Raw genomic sequence first — 17,213 nt, forward strand, 5'->3', positions numbered from 1 at the left:
GTTTCCCCCGGGGTTCAGTTCGAGGTGAGTGTTACACCGGTTGGGGTGAGGGGTTCAATCTCGGGCTTGAGGCCAAGCAGCGGCGCGACCCGGCGGATCACCTCCGCCGCCACCGGCACCGCCGTCCAGCCGGCGGTGCGGCGGGTCTCGCCCAGCGCGTAGGTCTGCGCCTCGTCCAGCGTAAGCACCAGCACATAGCGCGGATCGTTGGCCGGGAAGATGCTGGCGAAGGTGCTGATCACCTTGTCGTCATAGTAGCCGCCATTGGGCTTGGGCTTGTCGGCGCTGCCGGTCTTGCCCGCGACGGCATAGCCCTCGACCTCGCCGAAGCTTGCCGTGCCGCGCGACACCACGGCGCGCAGCATCGCGCGCGCCTCGGCCGAGACGTCCTCGGAGAGCACACGCGGGCCACGGGCGATCGGGCCCTGGCGCACCAGCGTGGGCATCACCCGGTGGCCGCCGTTCAGCAACGAGGCATAGGCGGCGGCAAGGTGCAGCGGCGAGGCCGAAAGGCCGTGACCGTAGGAAATCGTCATCGTCGACAGTTCCGACCAGTTGGCCGGCAGCAGCGGCTGCGAACCGGAGGCCTCGATCAGCTCAACCGGCAGCGGTTCGGTCAGCCCCAGCGAGGCGAGGAAGGCACGCTGACGCTCGGCGCCGATATCCATCGCGATCCGGGCGGTGCCGATATTGGAGCTTTCGACGATCACATCCGTCACCGAAAGCTGTGCGCCGTAATCGTGAAAATCGCGGATGCGGAACTTGCCCCAGGTCAGCGGCCCGCGGGTGTTGATCATCGTCGAGGGCGAGACCTGCCCAAGCTCCAGCGCCTGCGCGACGGTGAAGATCTTGAAGGTGGAGCCAAGCTCGTAAAGCCCCTGCACCGCGCGGTTGAACAGCGGGCTGTCGGAGGCGTCGCCCTTGGTCAGCGGGCGCGGACGGTCGTTCGGGTCGAAGTCCGGCAGGCTCGCCAGCGCCACGATCTCGCCGGTATGGGCATCCATCAGCACCGCCGCCGCGCCCCTGGCGTTCATCATCTGCATCCCGCCGGCCAGCACCCGCTCCACCGCGGCCTGCACCGTAAGATCCAGCGTCAGCCGCAGCGGCTCGCCCGCCTGGGCCGGGTCGCGCAGGCGTTCGTCAAAGGCTTTCTCGATCCCGGCCACGCCGATCACCTCGGCCGAACTCACGCCTTCGCGGCCAAAACTCGCGCCGCCCAGCACATGGGCGGCAATCGGGCCGTTGGGATAAAGGCGCATCTCGCGCGGGCCGAACAACAGCCCCGGCTCGCCGATATCGAACACCGCCTGCTTTTGCTCGGGGCTGATTTTCTTCTTGATCCACAGGAACTTGCGCTCACCCGTGAACCAGCCCAGCAGACGATCCTCTTCGAGATCGGGGAAGATCTTCACCAGCTCGCGCGCGGCACGCTCCGGGTTCACCATCATCGGCGGCTGGGCGTAGAGCGCATGGGTGACGAGGTTGGTCGCCAGCACCCGCCCGTTGCGGTCGACGATATCGGCGCGGGCCGCCGCGATCTGGGCGCCGGGCGCCTGGGCGCGCGGCTCGGTCGGCTCGGTCGAGGCGATCGCGCCCATCCGTATGCCCACCACAGCAAAGGCCACGAAGAACATCCCCGCCAGCACCACCAGCCGCCCCTCGGCGCGCAGCCGCGCCTTGTCGCGCATCGCTTCGTGGCGGCGGGCGAGGTTTTCGCGTTCGATCAGGTCGGGGTTCTCGCCCTTGGCGCGGGCATCCAGAATGCGCGCCAGCGGGCGCAGCGGCACACGGGTCATGGCATGATCTCCCCAACCACATCGACGGCCCCGGTCACGCTCACCTCGGCCTCGTCACGCGGATAGGCGATCTGGTCGACCCGGCCGAACTGCTCGGGCGCGAGCGGCAACAGGCCGAGACGGTCGAAATTCAGCTCGGCAAGGTCGCGCAGCCGGTCGGGGCGGTTGAGATAGGCCCATTCGGCGCGCAGCACCGTCAGCTCCTCGCGCATCTGCCCGATCTCGCGCTGCAGATCCTCGACATGGTTCAGCGACGCCTGGGTGCGGTAGTTCTCGACATAGGCCCAGTAGCCGAGTGCGATCACGGCGAGGGTGGTGAGAACGTAGACGAAGGCGCGCATGTGGGATCAGCCTTTCAACACGGGGGCCGGCAGGCCAAGGCGGGTGCGGTCGAGCTTTTCGGGCGGGGCATCGGTGCGGGTGGCGATGCGCAGCCGGGCCGAGCGCGCGCGCGGATTGGCGGCAAGCTCGTCGGGATCGGGGGCGAAGGGCTTTTTCGGCGTCAGGCGGAACCGCGGGGTTTCGCTCGCCCGCTCCGGCGCATAGCGCGAGCCGCCGCCGCCCTCGGAGGCGGCAAGCTGGAGATAGCGCTTCACCACCCGGTCTTCGAGCGAATGGAAGGTGACCACCGCCAGCACCCCGCCCGGCTTCAGCGCCCGCTCGGCGGCTTCCAGCCCGGCGGCCAGCTGGCCGAATTCGTCATTCACCGCGATCCGGATCGCCTGGAAGCTGCGGGTCGCCGGATGGCTCTGGCCGGGCTTCGGACGGGGAAGCTGTTTTTCAACGATTTCAACAAGCTCCGCCGTGGTCCTGATCGGCTCTTCGGCCCGGGCCCGGCAGATCGCCCGCGCAATCCGGCGCGCCTGCCGCTCCTCGCCGTAATGATAGAGAATATCGGCCAGGTCTTCCTCGGACGCCGTGTTCACCAGATCGGCGGCGCTCTGCCCCTTGCCGCTCATCCGCATATCGAGCGGCCCGTCGCGCAGGAAGGAAAAGCCGCGCTCGGGCTGGTCGAGCTGCATCGACGAGACGCCGAGATCGAGCACCACCCCATCCACCGGGGCGCCGGCAATCTCATCGAGATCGGAGAAGGTACCCTCGACCAGCGCCAGACGGTCGCCATAGTCACCCGCCCATACCTTCGCCATCTCGAAGACCGAGGGGTCGCGGTCGATGGCGATCACCTTGTCGGCGCCGGCATCGAGCAGGCCCCTTGTATAGCCCCCGGCCCCGAATGTGCCATCGACCCAGACACCGCGAACCGGCGTGACCGCGTCGAGGATGGGCCGCAACAGAACGGGGATATGCGGGGACGCGGGCGGTTCGGCGACGCGCGCGGGCATCATCACACGCCCCCGTCATCGGCAGGGAGAAGCGTGAGCGGATCGAAATCGTCCGGCATGTCTTCAAGCCAGGCTTCGGTGCGCGCGGCCTCGACCTCGTCATACGTCGCCGGGTTCCAGACCTGGAACGTGTCGCCGGTGGCGATGAAATAGGCCTCGCCGTCGAGCCCGATCTTCTGGCGCAGCTTCGCGGGCAGCACCAGGCGGCCGGTCTCGTCCACCGAGGTGGGATGCGACTGGCCGTTGAACAGCTTTTCGAGCATCCGCCGCTCGATCGAGCCGCGCTGCATTCTGGAGATTCTCTGATCCACCTCCTCGATCGCCTCCATGGTGAAGCATTCGAGGTATTTGCGGCGGTGGTCGCCGTAGACGATCACGAGGTTCGGGGCGAGCCCGTCGGTCCAGTCGGGGTCGCCGGCTTCGAGCACACGGCGAAACAGGGCCGGGATCGACACCCTGCCCTTCGCGTCCACCTTGTGGAGCCCTTCGCCTCTGAATACCCGTGCCACTGTCCCGTGGTCCTTACCTGTCCCTCGTTTCGTCCGCCTTGAAACGAAAACGACGGATCGAACTGCTGCCACTGTCCGATCCGCCGCCCTCGTCCCATTTCTGGGTTCGTCCGATCACGGTCGCCACCTGGGGGGATGTCTGCTCGCGAGCGCGTCGGATCTCTTTTTTCCGAAGAAGCGGGGTGCCTGTATGAAACCTGACTTGGGAGATGTTTCCGGGTCTTGGTGCCCGTTGTCTGTCCCGTCCTTCGATGCATAAGGGATGGCATGGGAAACTATGGGAAGCAACACCTTTTTGCGGGAAATCCGCACAATATCTAGGTTTTCAGCCCGGTGAAGAACAAGGTATTGCGGGGGTAAAGCCGGAACACCGGACTAATCTTAGCGTAAGCGGAATATTGCCACACAAGATATAGTGGGCCCGAAAAGGTGTAATTTATTCCCCTGAATTCCCGGATTTTCTTGCCGTCAGGCCGGGTCAAGCCCCGGATCACGCGGCGGCGCTGTGGAATCCGGCCCGAATCAAGCCGTTGATTCGGCTTTTTTCAACATGCGGCCATCCTCCGCCGGGCAGATCGGCCCACCGTCCCATGCTTTCCCGTGAACTGCGCCCATGAATTCCCGTGGCCGGTCCGGATCAGCCCCGGTAGGCGGCTTCGAGCGTGGCGATGTCGATCTTGTTCATCGTGAACATCGCTTCGGTGGCACGGGCAGCGCCTGCCGGGTCGGCGCCGCCGACCGTGGCCATGAGCTGGCGCGGCACCACCTGCCAGCTCACACCGAACCGGTCCACGCACCAGGCGCAGCGGCTCTCGGCGCCACCATCGGCGATGAGCGCATCCCAGAGCCTGTCGGTCTCGGCCTGATCCTCGGTGATGACGGCGATCGACACCGCCGGGCTGTGCGTGAACATCGGCCCGCCATTCAGCGCCTGATACGGCACGCCCGCGAGATGAAAGTTCACCATCAGCGGCTTGCCCTCCGCGGTGGCGCCGGCGAGGGTCTCGACCCCGGATCCGGGGATCAGCGACACGTAGAACCGGGCCGCCTCTTCGGCGGCGCCATCGAACCAGAGACAGGTGCGCAGCTTCGACATCGGAATTCCTCCCGCGATAACTCAGCAAACACCCCACCACCGCCCCGCGTCAAAGAAAAAGGGCCGGGCGCCCTGCACCCTGCCCTTCATCTTGCCGGAAATATCCCGGGGGTGTGGGGGCTGGCCCCCACGCCCGCCCGCTCAGCCCATGCCGCCGTTGATCAACTCGCGCGCGAGCCGCTGATAGGCCTCCGCCACCGGCCCCTCGCCCAGCGCGATCGGCGTGCCCGTATCGCCCGCCATGCGCACTTCGCGCGCCAGCGGGATCTCACCGAGGAACGGGATCTTCATCCGTTCGCTCTCGGCCCGCACCCCGCCCTCGCCGAAGATATGGTCTTCATGGCCGCAATTCGGGCAGACATACATCGACATGTTCTCGATCAGCCCGAGCACCGGAATGCGCACCTTCTGGAACATGTCGATCGCCTTGTGCGCGTCGATCAGCGCCACGTCCTGCGGCGTCGACACCACCAGCGCGCCCGACATCAGCACCTTCTGCGCCAGCGTGATCTGCACGTCGCCGGTGCCGGGCGGCAGGTCGATGATCAGCACGTCGAGCGGCCCCCAGTTCACCGAGAACAGGAATTGCTGGATCGTGCCGGTGATCAGCGGCCCGCGCCAGACCACCGCCTGATCGGGATCGACGAAGAGGCCGATCGAGACAAGCTTCACGCCATGCGCCACCACCGGGTCCATGATCTTGCCGTCATCGGATTTTGGCCGGTCCCTGGTGCCCATCATCAGCTGCTGCGAGGGGCCGAGCACGTCGGCGTCGATCAGCCCCACCTTGCGGCCCTGTTTCGCCAGCGCCACCGCGAGGTTGGAAGCGACGGTGGATTTGCCCACCCCGCCTTTGCCCGAAGCGATGGCGATCACCCGGTCCACACCCTTGATCTTCTCCGGGCCGTCCTGCGGCTTGGGATGCTGGCCGATCTTCAGCGCCGGCGGTTCACCCGTGCCGGCGGACGGCGCCGGCTGCGGCGCATTCTTCGGCATCGCGTTATGCGCGGTGAGGATAACGGTGGCGTGGCTCACCCCGTCCAGCGCCGCGACGGCCGCCTGCGCGGCGGCGCGTTGCGGCTCCAGCGTGCCGGCAAGCTCCGGCGTCGGCGCTTCGATCAGGAAGCTCACCTTGCCGTCTGCGGCGACCATGAGGCCGCGAATCATATCGCGCGAGACGAGATCGCCGCCATCGGGCACGGCCACGCCAGCCAGTGTTTCGAGAATCTGTTCCTTGCTCACGGCCATCGGCGTGCTCCCTTTCCTCGTGGTGCCGCATTACATGAGCGTTTTCGTCGGGATCGCAAGAGGGCGCACCAATCTGCCGCAGGATTGGGCATTTCAAGGGTGCCATGCACAAAGCACATGCCTCCCGTGAATAGGTCAGGGTTACATATGCATTTTCTGCATGGCGGCAATTCCGAACCGTCCATTGTGCAAGCGCAGCATTCGGCCCATCTTAGCCTCAACACGGAACGAACAAACGCCGCCAGCACACAAGGCCCAGACGAGGCCCGGGCGGAAAAGGAAAGAGAACACGATGGCATACGCTTCTGACATCCGCACCGCACAGCGCGGCCTTATGGATCGCGTGAACGCCGTGACGAAGGCCTTCGCCGAAGCGCGCGAGCAGCGCCGCGTCTACACCCGCACGCTCAATGAGCTGCGTGCGCTCAACAGCCGCGAGCTTGCCGATCTCGGCATCTCTGCCGCGCAAATCCCGTTCATCGCCCGCGAGGCGGCCTACGGGAGCAAGTAATTCGAACGGGGCGCTCCTCTCCTCCTCCCTGGAGCGCTCCTGACCCGACGCGAACCCTTCCTCCTCCCTGGGTTTCGCATGAGGGTCACACCTTCGGGCGCGTCTTCCTCCTCCCTGAAGCGCCCGTGACCTGCCGGCGGCCCCTCTCCTCCTCCCTGGGGCCGCCGCGCAGGGTCAGAACAGAGATCCGGCGCCCCCTTCCTCCTCCCTGGGTCAGCGCCGAATACCCCGAAGGCCCACTCCTCCTCCCGGGCCGGACGGGTGAATACCCTGGGCGCAAGCCCAACATAGTGCGGCGGCTCCTTCCTCCTCCCTGGAGCCGGTTGCAGATCTAACGGCGGCGCCTCTCCTCCTCCCTGGCGTCGCCGTTTTTTCTTTTTGGGGCTGGGAATCGGCTCGAAGCGCCCGCAAACTTGGCCCGCGTAAATGTGGAGTTGCGATGCAACGGCAATTCGTGCCCTTCGGCCAGCGCTGGTCGATCCGGATGCCGGTGCCCTATTCGGCGCTGGTGGTGGATGGCGACCGGGCCTGGAGCAGCGGCCAGCTTGCGCTGGACCCGGTGGGCGCGGTGCGCGCGCCCGGTGATCTGGCGGCACAGGCGCGGATCATTGCCGACAATATCGCAGCCCTTCTCGCCGAAGGCGGCTTGAACGCCGCCGCCGTCTCCCGGCTGGTGCTCTACAGCGCTGCCCACGATCCGGCGGCGCAGGCCAAGGCCGAAACCTTCTTCGCCCGCCGCTTCGGCCCCGACACGCTGATCGAAACGGTGCCGGTGCCGCATTTCTATTATGACGGCGTGCTGCTGGAGGTGGACGTGTTCTGCGCGCGCGCCCAGCCGGTCGAGGGCGAGGCGCTGCCCGGCGGCGGCTCGGCCCGGGTGATGCGCGAGGACGAGCTGGTGCTCGTCAACCTCACCGCGCCGCCCGCCTCGCTCGGGCAGGCCATTGGCGGGCTGCTCAACCGGCACGCGCTGTCGCCCGACCAGCTTCTGTCGGGCTGGGGCATCGCGCCCGAACCGATGCTCTCGGCGGTGCCGGGCCAGGTCGCGCCACGGCTGCCGGGCTTCTTCGCCGGGGCACTCATGCCCTGCTACCAGATCGGTGATCAGGTGCATCTCTATCTCACTTTCGGCACCGGCGAGGTGGAGATCGCCGAGCGCCGGGGCGAGCGGGTGCGGCTGCATCTGGCGCGGGCGGGCACGCTGGCGGTGCTCGACGGGCGCTATCTCGGCGGGCGCGAGGTGGGCCTTGATGCCCAGACCGAGGCGGTGATGGCCGAACTCGGCAAAGTGCTGGCCGAACATGGCATGAGTTTCACCGATGTGGTGAAAAGCACCACCTTCTATGCCGGCGGCAACACCGCCGAAGAGCTTCACGGCAACCTTGCGATCCGCAACCGCTACTACAGCGCCCCCGGCCCGGCCTCGACCGGGGTGCCGATCGCGCGCATGGCCGATCCCGGCGCAAAGGTGCGCATCGAGCTGGTGCTGCGCCCCACCTCGGGCTGAGGGCTAGACCGCCGCGCGCAACGGGCCCGCCCTCGCCCGCGGCGTTCCCACGACGAGGGGCCCCGTTCCGAGCAGCGCCACCAGAGCCACCGCATCACGCAGGCTGAGCACCGGGCGCACCGCCCGCTGGTAGCCGGGTTTCCGGCCCAGAAGCCGCCGTGCCACCGCATCGCCCGCCACGCTGGCGCCGGTCAGCGCCGCCTCGGCCACCGGGCCATAGAGCAGCGATTCGACCTCCGCCCCCTCGGCCAGCACGAGTGCGTGGCTGTCGAACAGCAGGTTCACATATACCACCCCGGCCCGCATCTCGCGCCGCACGCCGGGGCGGCTGGCAAGTGCCTTGGCCGGCACCAGCATCTCCGCCGCGCCGGTGAACAGTTCGACAAGCGGCCCCGCCAGCAGCACGCGATGCTGCGGCGACACCACCAGCGGCGCGCTATTGCCCAAAACGCCCGGCGCAAAGCGCAGCGGCATGTCGGCGCCGATCCCCGGGCGGCGCTGGCGCGCGACCCAGCGCAGCGGCATCGGCCCGGCATCCACCGTGGTGACGAGATCGCCCGGCGCCAGCCCGCCGACGGGGCGCGGCCCGCCGGGCGTGGCCACCCGGGTGGCGGCCTCGAAACAGACCATCTGGTAGCGCGTCGCCGGATCCTGATCGGTATTGTAGAAGGAGGGCGGGGCGTAGCTGCTGTAATTGGCCCAGTACCAGTCGGAAACATTGACATCGGGCGACCAGAGCACCTGCACGATGTTGCCGTTGTCGTCGCGCCCTTCGAAGACCACGGCAAAGCCCTCGCAACCGGTTGTCGCCGGGTCCACCGCATCGGAGCGCACCACTGTGGCCCCGGTCAGCAGCCCGCCGCCGGACGGGCTGTCCCACGACAGATCGAACCGGTCGCCCACCTCGAACACATAAGGCGCGGAATCGTCCGGGTAGCCGGTGATGACGAGGTTCGTGGTGTCGCCCGGCGCATGATCGAAGGTGGAGCTGTTCGATCCGCTGCCGACATGCCCGCCCGTGGCCATGCCGAAATAGTCCCCGTCGACCTCGATAACGTTGCTGCCAGATGCCATGTTGCGGGCCCCGATGTGAACAGAAGGCCCGGCGTGGGGCCACGGGAGCAGCCTCGCAAAAACAGGTTGTCATTTCGCTAATGCCCGCAGGGGGCGTCAGAACGGCACGTCATCGCCCGCGCGGTCGGCGGGCATGACGAAGCGCGCCACCACCTTCTTGGCCCCGGCATGTTCGAACTCGATATCGAGCTTGTCGCCCTCGATCCCCATCACGTAGCCATAGCCGAATTTCTGGTGGAACACCCGGTCGCCCTGGGTGAAGGCAGAAATCGCGGTGGCGTCGATGGTGAGGCCGCGCACCTCGTTCGGGCTTTGCACCTGCCGCGCCGCACCGCCGCGCGATTGCATCCGCTTCCAGCCGGGCGAATTATAGGCATCGGCGCGCGAGGCTTTTTCTTCGAGTTGCGAACCAAACCCCGCCGTCGCCGCCGCGCCGTAGCCGCCACCGTAAAGGCCCGGCGGGGTGAGCACCTCGACATGCTCCTCGGGCAATTCGTCGATGAAGCGGGAGGGAAGCTGGCTTTGCCACTGGCCGTAAACCCGCCGATTGGCGGCAAAGGAGATGGTGCAAAGCTCCTCGGCCCGGGTGATGCCGACATAGGCGAGCCGGCGTTCCTCCTCCAGCCCCTTGAGGCCCGATTCGTCCATCGAGCGCTGCGACGGAAACAGCCCGTCTTCCCAGCCCGGCAGGAAGACGGCGGGGTATTCCAGCCCCTTGGCGGCGTGGAGCGTCATGATCGTGACCTTCTCCTCCGCCTCCTCGCTCTCATTGTCCATGATCAGCGCGACATGTTCGAGGAAGCCTTGCAGATTGTCGAATTCCTCCAGCGCCTTGACCAGTTCCTTGAGGTTTTCGAGACGCCCCGGCGCTTCCGGCGTCTTGTCGTTCTGCCACATCTCGGTGTAGCCGCTCTCGTCGAGGATCATCTCGGCGAGTTCCACATGGGTGTCGGCCTCGGCCACCACCTGGGCGTGCCAGCGATCGAGCTGGCGGGTCAGCAGATCGAGCGCGGTGCCGCCCTTGCCCTTGATTGCCCCCTGCTCGACCGCGATCCGCGCGCCGTCGACCAGCGACACACCGTTGCCACGTGCGAGCCGGGTGATGGTCTGGATCGCTACATCGCCCAGCCCCCGGCGCGGGGTGTTGACGATCCGCTCGAAGGCGAGATCGTCATCGGGCGAGACGGCGAGGCGGAAATAGGCCATCGCATCGCGGATCTCCATCCGCTCGTAGAAGCGCGGGCCGCCGATGACGCGGTAGGGAAGGCCGATGGTGAGGAAACGGTCCTCGAAGGCGCGCATCTGGTGGGAGGCGCGCACGAGGATCGCCATGTGGTCGAGGCTCATCGGCGCCATGCCGCGCGAGCCGGTCTGCATCGCCTCGATCTCGTCGCCGATCCAGCGCGCCTCTTCCTCGCCATCCCAATGGCCGATCAGGCGGACCTTTTCGCCCTCGGTGAGTTCGGTCCAAAGCTCCTTGCCGAGCCGGCCCTCGTTGCCCCGGATCACCCCGGAGGCGGCGGCGAGAATATGCGGGGTGGAGCGGTAATTCTGCTCCAGCCGGATCACCTTTGCGCCGGGAAAATCCTTTTCGAACCGCAGGATGTTGCCCACCTCGGCACCACGCCAGCCGTAGATCGACTGGTCGTCATCGCCCACGCAGCAGATATTCCTGTGCTCGCGCGCCAGCAGCCGCAGCCAGAGATACTGGGCGGTGTTGGTGTCCTGATACTCGTCGACGAGAATGTATCTGAACCAGCGCTGATACTGTGCCAGCAGATCGGGGTAGTTCTGGAAGATATGGACGCAATGCAGGAGCAGATCGCCGAAATCGACGGCGTTCAGCTCCAGAAGGCGGCGCTGATAGGCGTCGTAAAGCTCCACCCCCCGGCCGTTGAAGGCAGAAGCCTCGGCCGCAGGCACCTGATCGGGTCCCCAGGCGCGGTTTTTCCAATTGTCGATGATCCCGGCGAGCACGCGGGCGGGCCAGCGCTTTTCGTCGATATTCTCGGCGAGGATGAGCTGTTTCATCAGCCGCACCTGATCGTCGGTGTCGAGGATGGTGAAGTTGGATTTGAGATGCAGACCGTCCGGTCGCACAGGATCGAGCCCATCGATGCCTGGCTCCGCTCGGTCACGCGGAGGCGTCGGCACCGGCCCGAGATCGTAGGGGCCCTGATCTCCGGTATCGACAATGTCCTCGTCTTCTTCAAGCTGCCGTGAAGAAACGACCGGTTTCTCAGAGGATTGTTGAGGACCCGTTGGTATCGTTCCCGGCTCTCCCACCAGTTCGGCATGGCGGCGCAGGAGCTTCACGCCAATGGCATGGAAGGTGCCGAGCCAGGGCATCCCCTCCACGGTCTGGCCAAGCAGCCGGGCGACCCGCTCTTTCATCTCGCGCGCCGCCTTGTTGGTGAAGGTGACGGCGAGGATCTCGTTGGGCCGGGCGGTACCGGTATAGAGCAGATGCGCAATGCGGGTGGTGAGCGCCTTGGTCTTGCCGGTGCCCGCCCCGGCAAGCATCAGCACCGGGCCATCCAGCGCCTCGACCGCCTCGCGCTGCGCCGGGTTCAGGTCGTCGAGATAGGGCGCGGGCCGCGCGGCGGTGGCGCGCTGGCTCAGCGACGGGGCAAGGCCGGACGGATCATCGAAACTGCTCATGCGCGCGAAGATAACGGGCCATGCGGGCGAGGAAAAGCGTTCTTTGTATGTTCCCACCCGGCCGGTGCCGCTTCGCTCCCCCGCAGCTGCGAGTACCGGAGGCTTCCGCAAACCACTTTTCCGGTTTTCCGGTTTTCCGGTTTTCCGGTAAAAACGCGAATACAACTCATTGTTTGTCAACATATTTTCATGCGATCAGGCACGCCGGCAAGCGCTACCGGCCCGCTGCGCAGGCCGCGTCAAGCCGCCTCACCGGTCCCCGAGCAGCGAGGGTTCGCGCCGCGCCGGGCACTTGTCGCGCGAGCAGATCCGGCATGAGGTGCCCGCCGCGATCACCGGGCCGAGCGCAGATACATCGTCGGGCGCGGGCTCGATCAGCATCGTCGCCTCATGCACCTGCGGCGCCCCGAAGCCGCCGCCCGGCACCGGCACCGAGACGGCGCGGCACAGGAACCGGCGCGGCATCCGCCCCGGCATTTCGACCAGTGCCGCCACCGGCTGCGCGGGCCGGCTCAGCGCCTGGAAGAGCGGCCAGAGCCCGCAGCCCGCGCCGAAGCGCGGCAGCGCAAAGCCATCCACCGGCTTGCGCAGGATCAGCGCGCCGGTGCCATCGCAGGTGACAAGCCCCACCTCGTCGCCGCCGCGGCTGGCGATCCGGCGCAGCGCCGCGTCGAGCCCCACGCCGAACCCCGCCGCGATCCGGGCCGGATCGCCGCCGGCCGCCGCGCGCGAGGCGTCGAAGGCACCGGCGGGCATGGCGCGCACATCGTCGAGATAGCGGTAGAGCATGGTGCGGGCGAGCCCCGCCGCGCCGGCATCCGTCAGACCGGGCACCGAGCGGATCAGCGCCTCGATCTCGGCCTCGCCCGCCCGGGCGCCTTCGAGCGCGGGAAAGCGGTAGCCCGCCTCGGTGACGAAGGCGCCCAACTCGTCCACCGGCGAAAGCGGCGTCTCGGCCAGGTCGCCGCCGCTGTCGAGCCAGGCCACAAGCCCCTCGGCGCTTTCCGACAGGCGGCGGCTTTCCTCGCTCACGTTGCGCACGAAACGCGCGCGCCAGTCGGCGTCGATATCCGGCTCGGCGAGGATCGAGGCGGCCGAGCGGATCGCGGTCACTGCCGTCACCACCTCGTGCAGCGAGGCGGCGAGATGGGGGTCATGGGCCAGCCGGTCGCTGAGCGATTCCACCAGCCGCTCCAGCTCGTCGACCCGCCGCGCCTGGGCCGTCACGACCGCCGCCCAGCCGGGAAAGCGACCGACGAATTCTTCCACCTTGTCCTGTTCCGGCCGGGCCTGTTCGTGGCGCGCGCCCGCCGCCTGCAAGCCGGCCAGCAGCGCATCCTGCGCGCCCTCGCTGAGCTGCGTCGGCTCCACCTCCAGCGCGCGGGCGAGATCGACCAGCAGCTTGCCGCCGATTCTGCGCCGGTTGTGCTCGATCAGGTTGAGATAGGCGGGCGAGATCCCCACCGCGCGGGCCAGATCGGCCTGCCGCGTGCCTGCCGCCAGCCTGCGCTCGCGGATGCGCGAGCCGGTCAGCCGCGCGCCCGGCCCTGCAATTTCCTTCGATTCCATGTGTTTTCTGCACCTGCGCGAAAATTTATTTACAAAATCACTCTATCACTTGTTCATTGGTTTACAAAAAAATTGTTATAGTAAAAGCATTTGTTGCGCAGTTTTCTATCGTGCGCCCATAATATTACAGCTCTGTAAAAGAGCACGCGGCGCGAGGAGGCGCCGTGCATTACCAAACGGGAGGATATACATGTCCAAAACGAACATCACCCGTCGCGGTCTGATGAAGACCGGCGCCGCCACCGGTGCCGGCCTCGCTCTGCCGACGATCTTCACCTCGGGCGCCGCGGCCTTCACCAACGAGCCCACCGGCAGCACCGTGACCCTCGGCTTCAACGTGCCGCAGACCGGCCCCTATGCCGACGAGGGCATTGACGAGCTCCGCGCCCAGCAGCTCGCGGTCGAACACCTGAACGGCGAAGGCGACGGCGGCATGCTCAACACCTTCTCCTCGAAGGTGCTGGACGGCACCGGCATCCTCGGCAAGAAAGTCGAGTACGTCACCGGCGACACCCAGACCAAGTCGGACGCGGCCCGCGCCTCGGCCAAGTCGATGATCGAAAAAGACGGCGTCGTGATGATCAACGGCGGCTCGTCCTCGGGCGTGGCCGTGGCCGTTCAGGGTCTCTGCCAGGAAGCCGGCATCATCTTCATGGCCGGCCTCACCCACTCGAACGACACCACCGGCAAGGACCGCAAGGCCAACGGTTTCCGCCATTTCTTCAACGCCTACATGTCGGGCGCCGCTCTGGCCCCGGTGCTGAAGAACGCCTACGGCACCGACCGGCGCGCCTATCACCTGACCGCCGACTACACCTGGGGCTGGACGCAGCAGGAATCGATCCAGGCCTCGACCGAGGCGATCGGCTGGGAAACCGTCAACAACGTGATGACCCCGGTCGGCGCGGGCGACTTCTCGTCCTACATCGCGCCGGTTCTGAACTCGGGCGCCGACGTGCTCGTGCTCAACCACTACGGCGGCGACATGATCAACTCGCTGACCCAGGCCGTGCAGTTCGGCCTGCGCGACAAGCAGGTCAACGGCAAGCAGTTCGAAATCGTCGTGCCGCTCTACTCCGAGCTGATGGCCAACGGCGCCGGCGAGAACATCAAGGGCGTGTACGGCTCGATGAACTGGAACTGGCAGCTGCAGGATGAAGGCACCAAGGCCTTCGTGAAATCCTTCGGCGAGAAGTATGGCCGTCCGCCCTCCAACTCGGCGCAGACCTGCTACGCGCAGACCATCCTCTACGCCGATGCGGTGACCCGTGCCGGTTCGTTCGAGCCCTGCGCCGTGGCCGCGGCCCTTGAGGGCTTCGAGTTCGACGGCCTCGGCAACGGCCCGACGCTGTACCGCGCCGAAGACCATCAGTGCTTCAAGGACGTGCTGGTCATGAAGGGCGCCGAGAACCCGACCACCGAGTACGACACGCTCGAAATCGTCGAGATCACCCCGGTGGATCAGGTCACCTACGCACCGGATCACGCGATGTTCGGCGGCGCCGAAGCCTCGCTCGGCGCGTGCAACAACGGCGCGTGATCGCCTGACCGGACAGCCTTCGTGGGGCGGGGACTTCCCCGCCCCACTTCCAACCCGGCCGCGAGAGCCGGTTCTCCCAATACATCACGGTGGGGACCATGGACGCCATCATTCTTCAGATTCTCAACGGGCTCGACAAGGGCTCGGCCTATGCGCTCATCGCGCTCGGGCTCACGCTGATCTTCGGCACGCTCGGGGTGGTCAACTTCGCCCACGGCGCGTTGTTCATGATCGGGGCCTTCGTGGCCGTGACCATGCAGAAGCTCCTGGGCCTGTCCTTCGAGCAGATCGACGAGAGCAAGACCGACTTTCTCGGCAATCCGCTCAAGGTCGAGGTGCCCTATGTCGAAAGCTGGTTCGGCCCCGATGTCGGCGCCGCGCTGATCGACTGGTCGGTGCCGCTGGCGATCCTGTTCGCGATCCCGGTCATGCTGGTGATCGGCTTCGTCATGGAACGCGGCCTGATCAAGCATTTCTACAAGCGTCCCCATGCCGACCAGATCCTCGTCACCTTCGGCCTCGCCATCGTGCTGCAGGAACTGGTCAAGCATTTCTACGGCGCCAACCCGATCCAGACCCCGGCGCCCGACGCCTTTATCGGCTCGTTCGACTTCGGCGCGATGATCGGCTTCGACCCGAACGTGATCATCTACCCCTACTGGCGGCTGGTCTACTTCCTGTTCGCCGCCCTGGTGATCGGCGCGGTCTTTGCCTTCCTGCAATTCACCACCTTCGGCATGGTCGTGCGCGCGGGTATGGCCGACCGTGAAACCGTGGGCCTGCTCGGCATCAATATCGACCGGCGCTTCACCATCATGTTCGGCATCGCCGCCGCCGTGGCCGGGATAGCAGGGGTGATGTATGCCCCGATCCTCAGTCCGAACTACCACATGGGGATGGACTTCCTGGTGCTCTCCTTCGTCGTGGTCGTGGTCGGCGGCATGGGCTCGCTGCCCGGCGCCGTGGCCGCGGGCTTTCTGCTCGGCATCCTGCAGAGCTTCGCCTCGATGAACGAGGTCAAGAGCCTCATCCCCGGCATCGACCAGGTGATCATCTACCTCGTCGCCATCATTATTCTGCTGACCCGTCCGCGGGGCCTGATGGGCCGCGCCGGCGTGATGGAGGACTGATCCGTGAAATTCCTCGGCCTGTCCAGAAAAGACACCCGCTTCCTGATCATCGTCATCCTGCTCACGCTGGCGACGCCGATCCTCCTGCAACCCTTCCCCGAAGGGTCGGGCCTGGCGACCTTCAACGCCGGCTATCCCGACCTCATGCAGCGCTTTGCCATCTTCGGCATCTTCGCCATCGGCTTCAACATCCTGTTCGGCCTCACCGGCTACCTCTCCTTCGGCCATGCCGCCTTCCTCGGCGTCGGCTCCTACACCGTGGTCTGGATGTACAAGCTCCTCGACTACAACGTGATCTGGGGCCTTCCGCTGGCGGTGATCTTCTCGGGCCTCTTCGCCCTGCTGATCGGCTATGTCTCGCTGCGCCGCTCGGGGATCTACTTCTCGATCCTCACGCTGGCCTTCGCGCAGATGTCCTACAACCTCGCCTATTCGGTGCTCACCCCGATCACCAATGGCGAGACCGGCCTGCAGGTCTACGGCAACGACGCCCAGGTGCTGCTCGGGGCCAACGAGCCGACCAGCCCGCATTTCTTCGGCATCGTCATGCGCGAGAATTTCTGGGAGCCGACCTTCGGCGGCTGGTCGTTCACCTTCAACAACGGCTACTACTTCACCGCCGTGATCGCGATCATCGTCTTCTATATCAGCCTGCGCATCTTCCGCTCGCCCTTCGGGCTGATGCTGCGCGCGATCAAGACCAACCAGACCCGGCTGAACTACACCGGCATCAACGCCCGCCCCTACACGCTCGCGGCCTTCGTGATCTCGGGCATGTATGCCGGCCTCGCCGGTGGCCTGATGGCGGCGATGGACCCGCTGGCGGGCGCCGAGCGGATGCAATGGACCGCCTCGGGCGAGGTGGTGCTGATGACCATCCTCGGCGGCGCGGGCACCCTGATGGGGCCGATCCTCGGTGCCGGGTTCATCAAGTATTTCGAGAACATCTTCTCGAAGATCAACGATCAGGTGCTGCATGGCTGGTTCGCCTTCCTGCCCGACGGGCTTGAAGACTTCCTGATCGGCGTCAGCCACTTCTTCGTCGGCAAATCCTGGCACCTCACCCTCGGCCTGCTGTTCATGCTGGTGGTGATCTTCCTGCCCGGCGGCCTCGTCGAAGGCGGCCAGCGGATCGCGGGGCTGTTCCGCAAGAAGAAAACCACAGGCGGTGGCGGCGACCCGGAGCACCACCCCAAAGAAACGCCCCACGTGGCCGAGTAAGGAGGACG

The 17,213-nt window shown here is 66.4% G+C and carries 14 protein-coding genes; 5 read left to right on the forward strand and 9 right to left on the reverse strand.

The window, feature by feature from the left end; genetic code table 11:
• Positions 1-14: 14 nt before the first annotated feature.
• The 6 genes from QMG28_RS05045 to QMG28_RS05070 all read right to left on the reverse strand — a co-directional run bounded on the left by QMG28_RS05045 (position 15) and on the right by QMG28_RS05070 (position 5,992).
• Positions 15-1,796 (reverse strand): peptidoglycan D,D-transpeptidase FtsI family protein, encoded by a 1,782-nt coding sequence (locus QMG28_RS05045; protein WP_281841103.1) that lies wholly within the window; start codon positions 1,794-1,796, stop codon positions 15-17.
• Complete coding sequence (gene ftsL / locus QMG28_RS05050; protein ID WP_281841104.1) at positions 1,793-2,137, reverse strand: cell division protein FtsL; 345 nt, start codon at positions 2,135-2,137, stop codon at positions 1,793-1,795. Before ftsL ends, QMG28_RS05045 begins: the two co-directional genes overlap by 4 nt.
• 6 nt (positions 2,138-2,143) lie before the next feature.
• Positions 2,144-3,142: a 16S rRNA (cytosine(1402)-N(4))-methyltransferase RsmH gene (gene rsmH, locus QMG28_RS05055; RefSeq protein WP_281841105.1), complete on the reverse strand. Its 999-nt coding sequence runs from the start codon at positions 3,140-3,142 to the stop codon at positions 2,144-2,146.
• The gene (gene mraZ / locus QMG28_RS05060; protein WP_281841106.1) at positions 3,142-3,648 is read right to left on the reverse strand and encodes a division/cell wall cluster transcriptional repressor MraZ; all 507 of its coding nucleotides are present in this window, start codon (positions 3,646-3,648) and stop codon (positions 3,142-3,144) included. Before mraZ ends, rsmH begins: the two co-directional genes overlap by 1 nt.
• A gap of 637 nt (positions 3,649-4,285) precedes the next feature.
• On the reverse strand, positions 4,286-4,744 hold the full coding sequence (locus QMG28_RS05065) for a VOC family protein (RefSeq protein WP_281841107.1): 459 nt from the start codon (positions 4,742-4,744) through the stop codon (positions 4,286-4,288).
• Positions 4,745-4,885: 141 nt separating this feature from the next.
• On the reverse strand, positions 4,886-5,992 hold the full coding sequence (locus QMG28_RS05070; RefSeq protein WP_281841109.1) for an Mrp/NBP35 family ATP-binding protein: 1,107 nt from the start codon (positions 5,990-5,992) through the stop codon (positions 4,886-4,888).
• A 292-nt stretch (positions 5,993-6,284) separates the two neighbouring features.
• On the opposite strand from QMG28_RS05070, the gene QMG28_RS05075 reads away from it, so the two are divergent.
• Positions 6,285-6,503: a DUF1127 domain-containing protein gene (locus QMG28_RS05075; protein ID WP_281841110.1), complete on the forward strand. Its 219-nt coding sequence runs from the start codon at positions 6,285-6,287 to the stop codon at positions 6,501-6,503.
• Between the two features lie 439 nt (positions 6,504-6,942).
• Entirely contained in the window at positions 6,943-8,010 is a 1,068-nt protein-coding gene (locus QMG28_RS05080) for a RidA family protein (RefSeq protein ID WP_281841111.1), read from the forward strand.
• Positions 8,011-8,013: 3 nt separating this feature from the next.
• Here the strand turns inward: QMG28_RS05080 and QMG28_RS05085 are convergent, their stop codons facing one another.
• The 3 genes from QMG28_RS05085 to QMG28_RS05095 form a co-directional block, all read right to left on the reverse strand.
• Complete coding sequence (locus QMG28_RS05085; protein WP_281841112.1) at positions 8,014-9,084, reverse strand: Hint domain-containing protein; 1,071 nt, start codon at positions 9,082-9,084, stop codon at positions 8,014-8,016.
• Positions 9,085-9,180: 96 nt separating this feature from the next.
• Positions 9,181-11,745: an ATP-dependent helicase gene (locus QMG28_RS05090; protein ID WP_281841114.1), complete on the reverse strand. Its 2,565-nt coding sequence runs from the start codon at positions 11,743-11,745 to the stop codon at positions 9,181-9,183.
• Positions 11,746-11,994: 249 nt separating this feature from the next.
• On the reverse strand, positions 11,995-13,314 hold the full coding sequence (locus tag QMG28_RS05095) for an XRE family transcriptional regulator (RefSeq protein WP_281841115.1): 1,320 nt from the start codon (positions 13,312-13,314) through the stop codon (positions 11,995-11,997).
• 190 nt (positions 13,315-13,504) lie between these two features.
• On the opposite strand from QMG28_RS05095, the gene QMG28_RS05100 reads away from it, so the two are divergent.
• The 3 genes from QMG28_RS05100 (at position 13,505) to QMG28_RS05110 (ending at position 17,205) form a co-directional block, all read left to right on the forward strand.
• Entirely contained in the window at positions 13,505-14,854 is a 1,350-nt protein-coding gene (locus QMG28_RS05100; protein ID WP_281841117.1) for a substrate-binding protein, read from the forward strand.
• A gap of 98 nt (positions 14,855-14,952) precedes the next feature.
• A complete protein-coding gene (locus tag QMG28_RS05105) occupies positions 14,953-15,984 on the forward strand; it encodes a branched-chain amino acid ABC transporter permease (protein WP_281841118.1) in 1,032 nt (343 codons plus the stop codon).
• 3 nt (positions 15,985-15,987) lie between these two features.
• Positions 15,988-17,205 carry a branched-chain amino acid ABC transporter permease gene (locus QMG28_RS05110; protein ID WP_281841120.1) on the forward strand — a complete coding sequence of 406 codons (1,218 nt, stop codon included), beginning with the start codon at positions 15,988-15,990 and terminating at the stop codon, positions 17,203-17,205.
• Positions 17,206-17,213 lie beyond the last annotated feature (8 nt).

The organism is Sinisalibacter aestuarii, from assembly GCF_027923545.1.
Classification (GTDB): Bacteria; Pseudomonadota; Alphaproteobacteria; order Rhodobacterales; family Rhodobacteraceae; genus Sinisalibacter; species Sinisalibacter aestuarii.

Coding starts and splice junctions, on each gene's coding strand:
- QMG28_RS05105 (WP_281841118.1), top strand. CDS start 14,953: ATGGACGCCATCATTCTTCAGATTCTCAACGGGCTCGACAAGGGCTCG.
- QMG28_RS05100 (WP_281841117.1), top strand. CDS start 13,505: ATGTCCAAAACGAACATCACCCGTCGCGGTCTGATGAAGACCGGCGCC.
- QMG28_RS05095 (WP_281841115.1), bottom strand. CDS start 13,314: ATGGAATCGAAGGAAATTGCAGGGCCGGGCGCGCGGCTGACCGGCTCG.
- QMG28_RS05080 (WP_281841111.1), top strand. CDS start 6,943: ATGCAACGGCAATTCGTGCCCTTCGGCCAGCGCTGGTCGATCCGGATG.
- rsmH (WP_281841105.1), bottom strand. CDS start 3,142: ATGATGCCCGCGCGCGTCGCCGAACCGCCCGCGTCCCCGCATATCCCC.
- QMG28_RS05045 (WP_281841103.1), bottom strand. CDS start 1,796: ATGACCCGTGTGCCGCTGCGCCCGCTGGCGCGCATTCTGGATGCCCGC.
- QMG28_RS05085 (WP_281841112.1), bottom strand. CDS start 9,084: ATGGCATCTGGCAGCAACGTTATCGAGGTCGACGGGGACTATTTCGGC.
- QMG28_RS05090 (WP_281841114.1), bottom strand. CDS start 11,745: ATGAGCAGTTTCGATGATCCGTCCGGCCTTGCCCCGTCGCTGAGCCAG.
- QMG28_RS05075 (WP_281841110.1), top strand. CDS start 6,285: ATGGCATACGCTTCTGACATCCGCACCGCACAGCGCGGCCTTATGGAT.
- QMG28_RS05070 (WP_281841109.1), bottom strand. CDS start 5,992: ATGGCCGTGAGCAAGGAACAGATTCTCGAAACACTGGCTGGCGTGGCC.
- ftsL (WP_281841104.1), bottom strand. CDS start 2,137: ATGCGCGCCTTCGTCTACGTTCTCACCACCCTCGCCGTGATCGCACTC.
- QMG28_RS05065 (WP_281841107.1), bottom strand. CDS start 4,744: ATGTCGAAGCTGCGCACCTGTCTCTGGTTCGATGGCGCCGCCGAAGAG.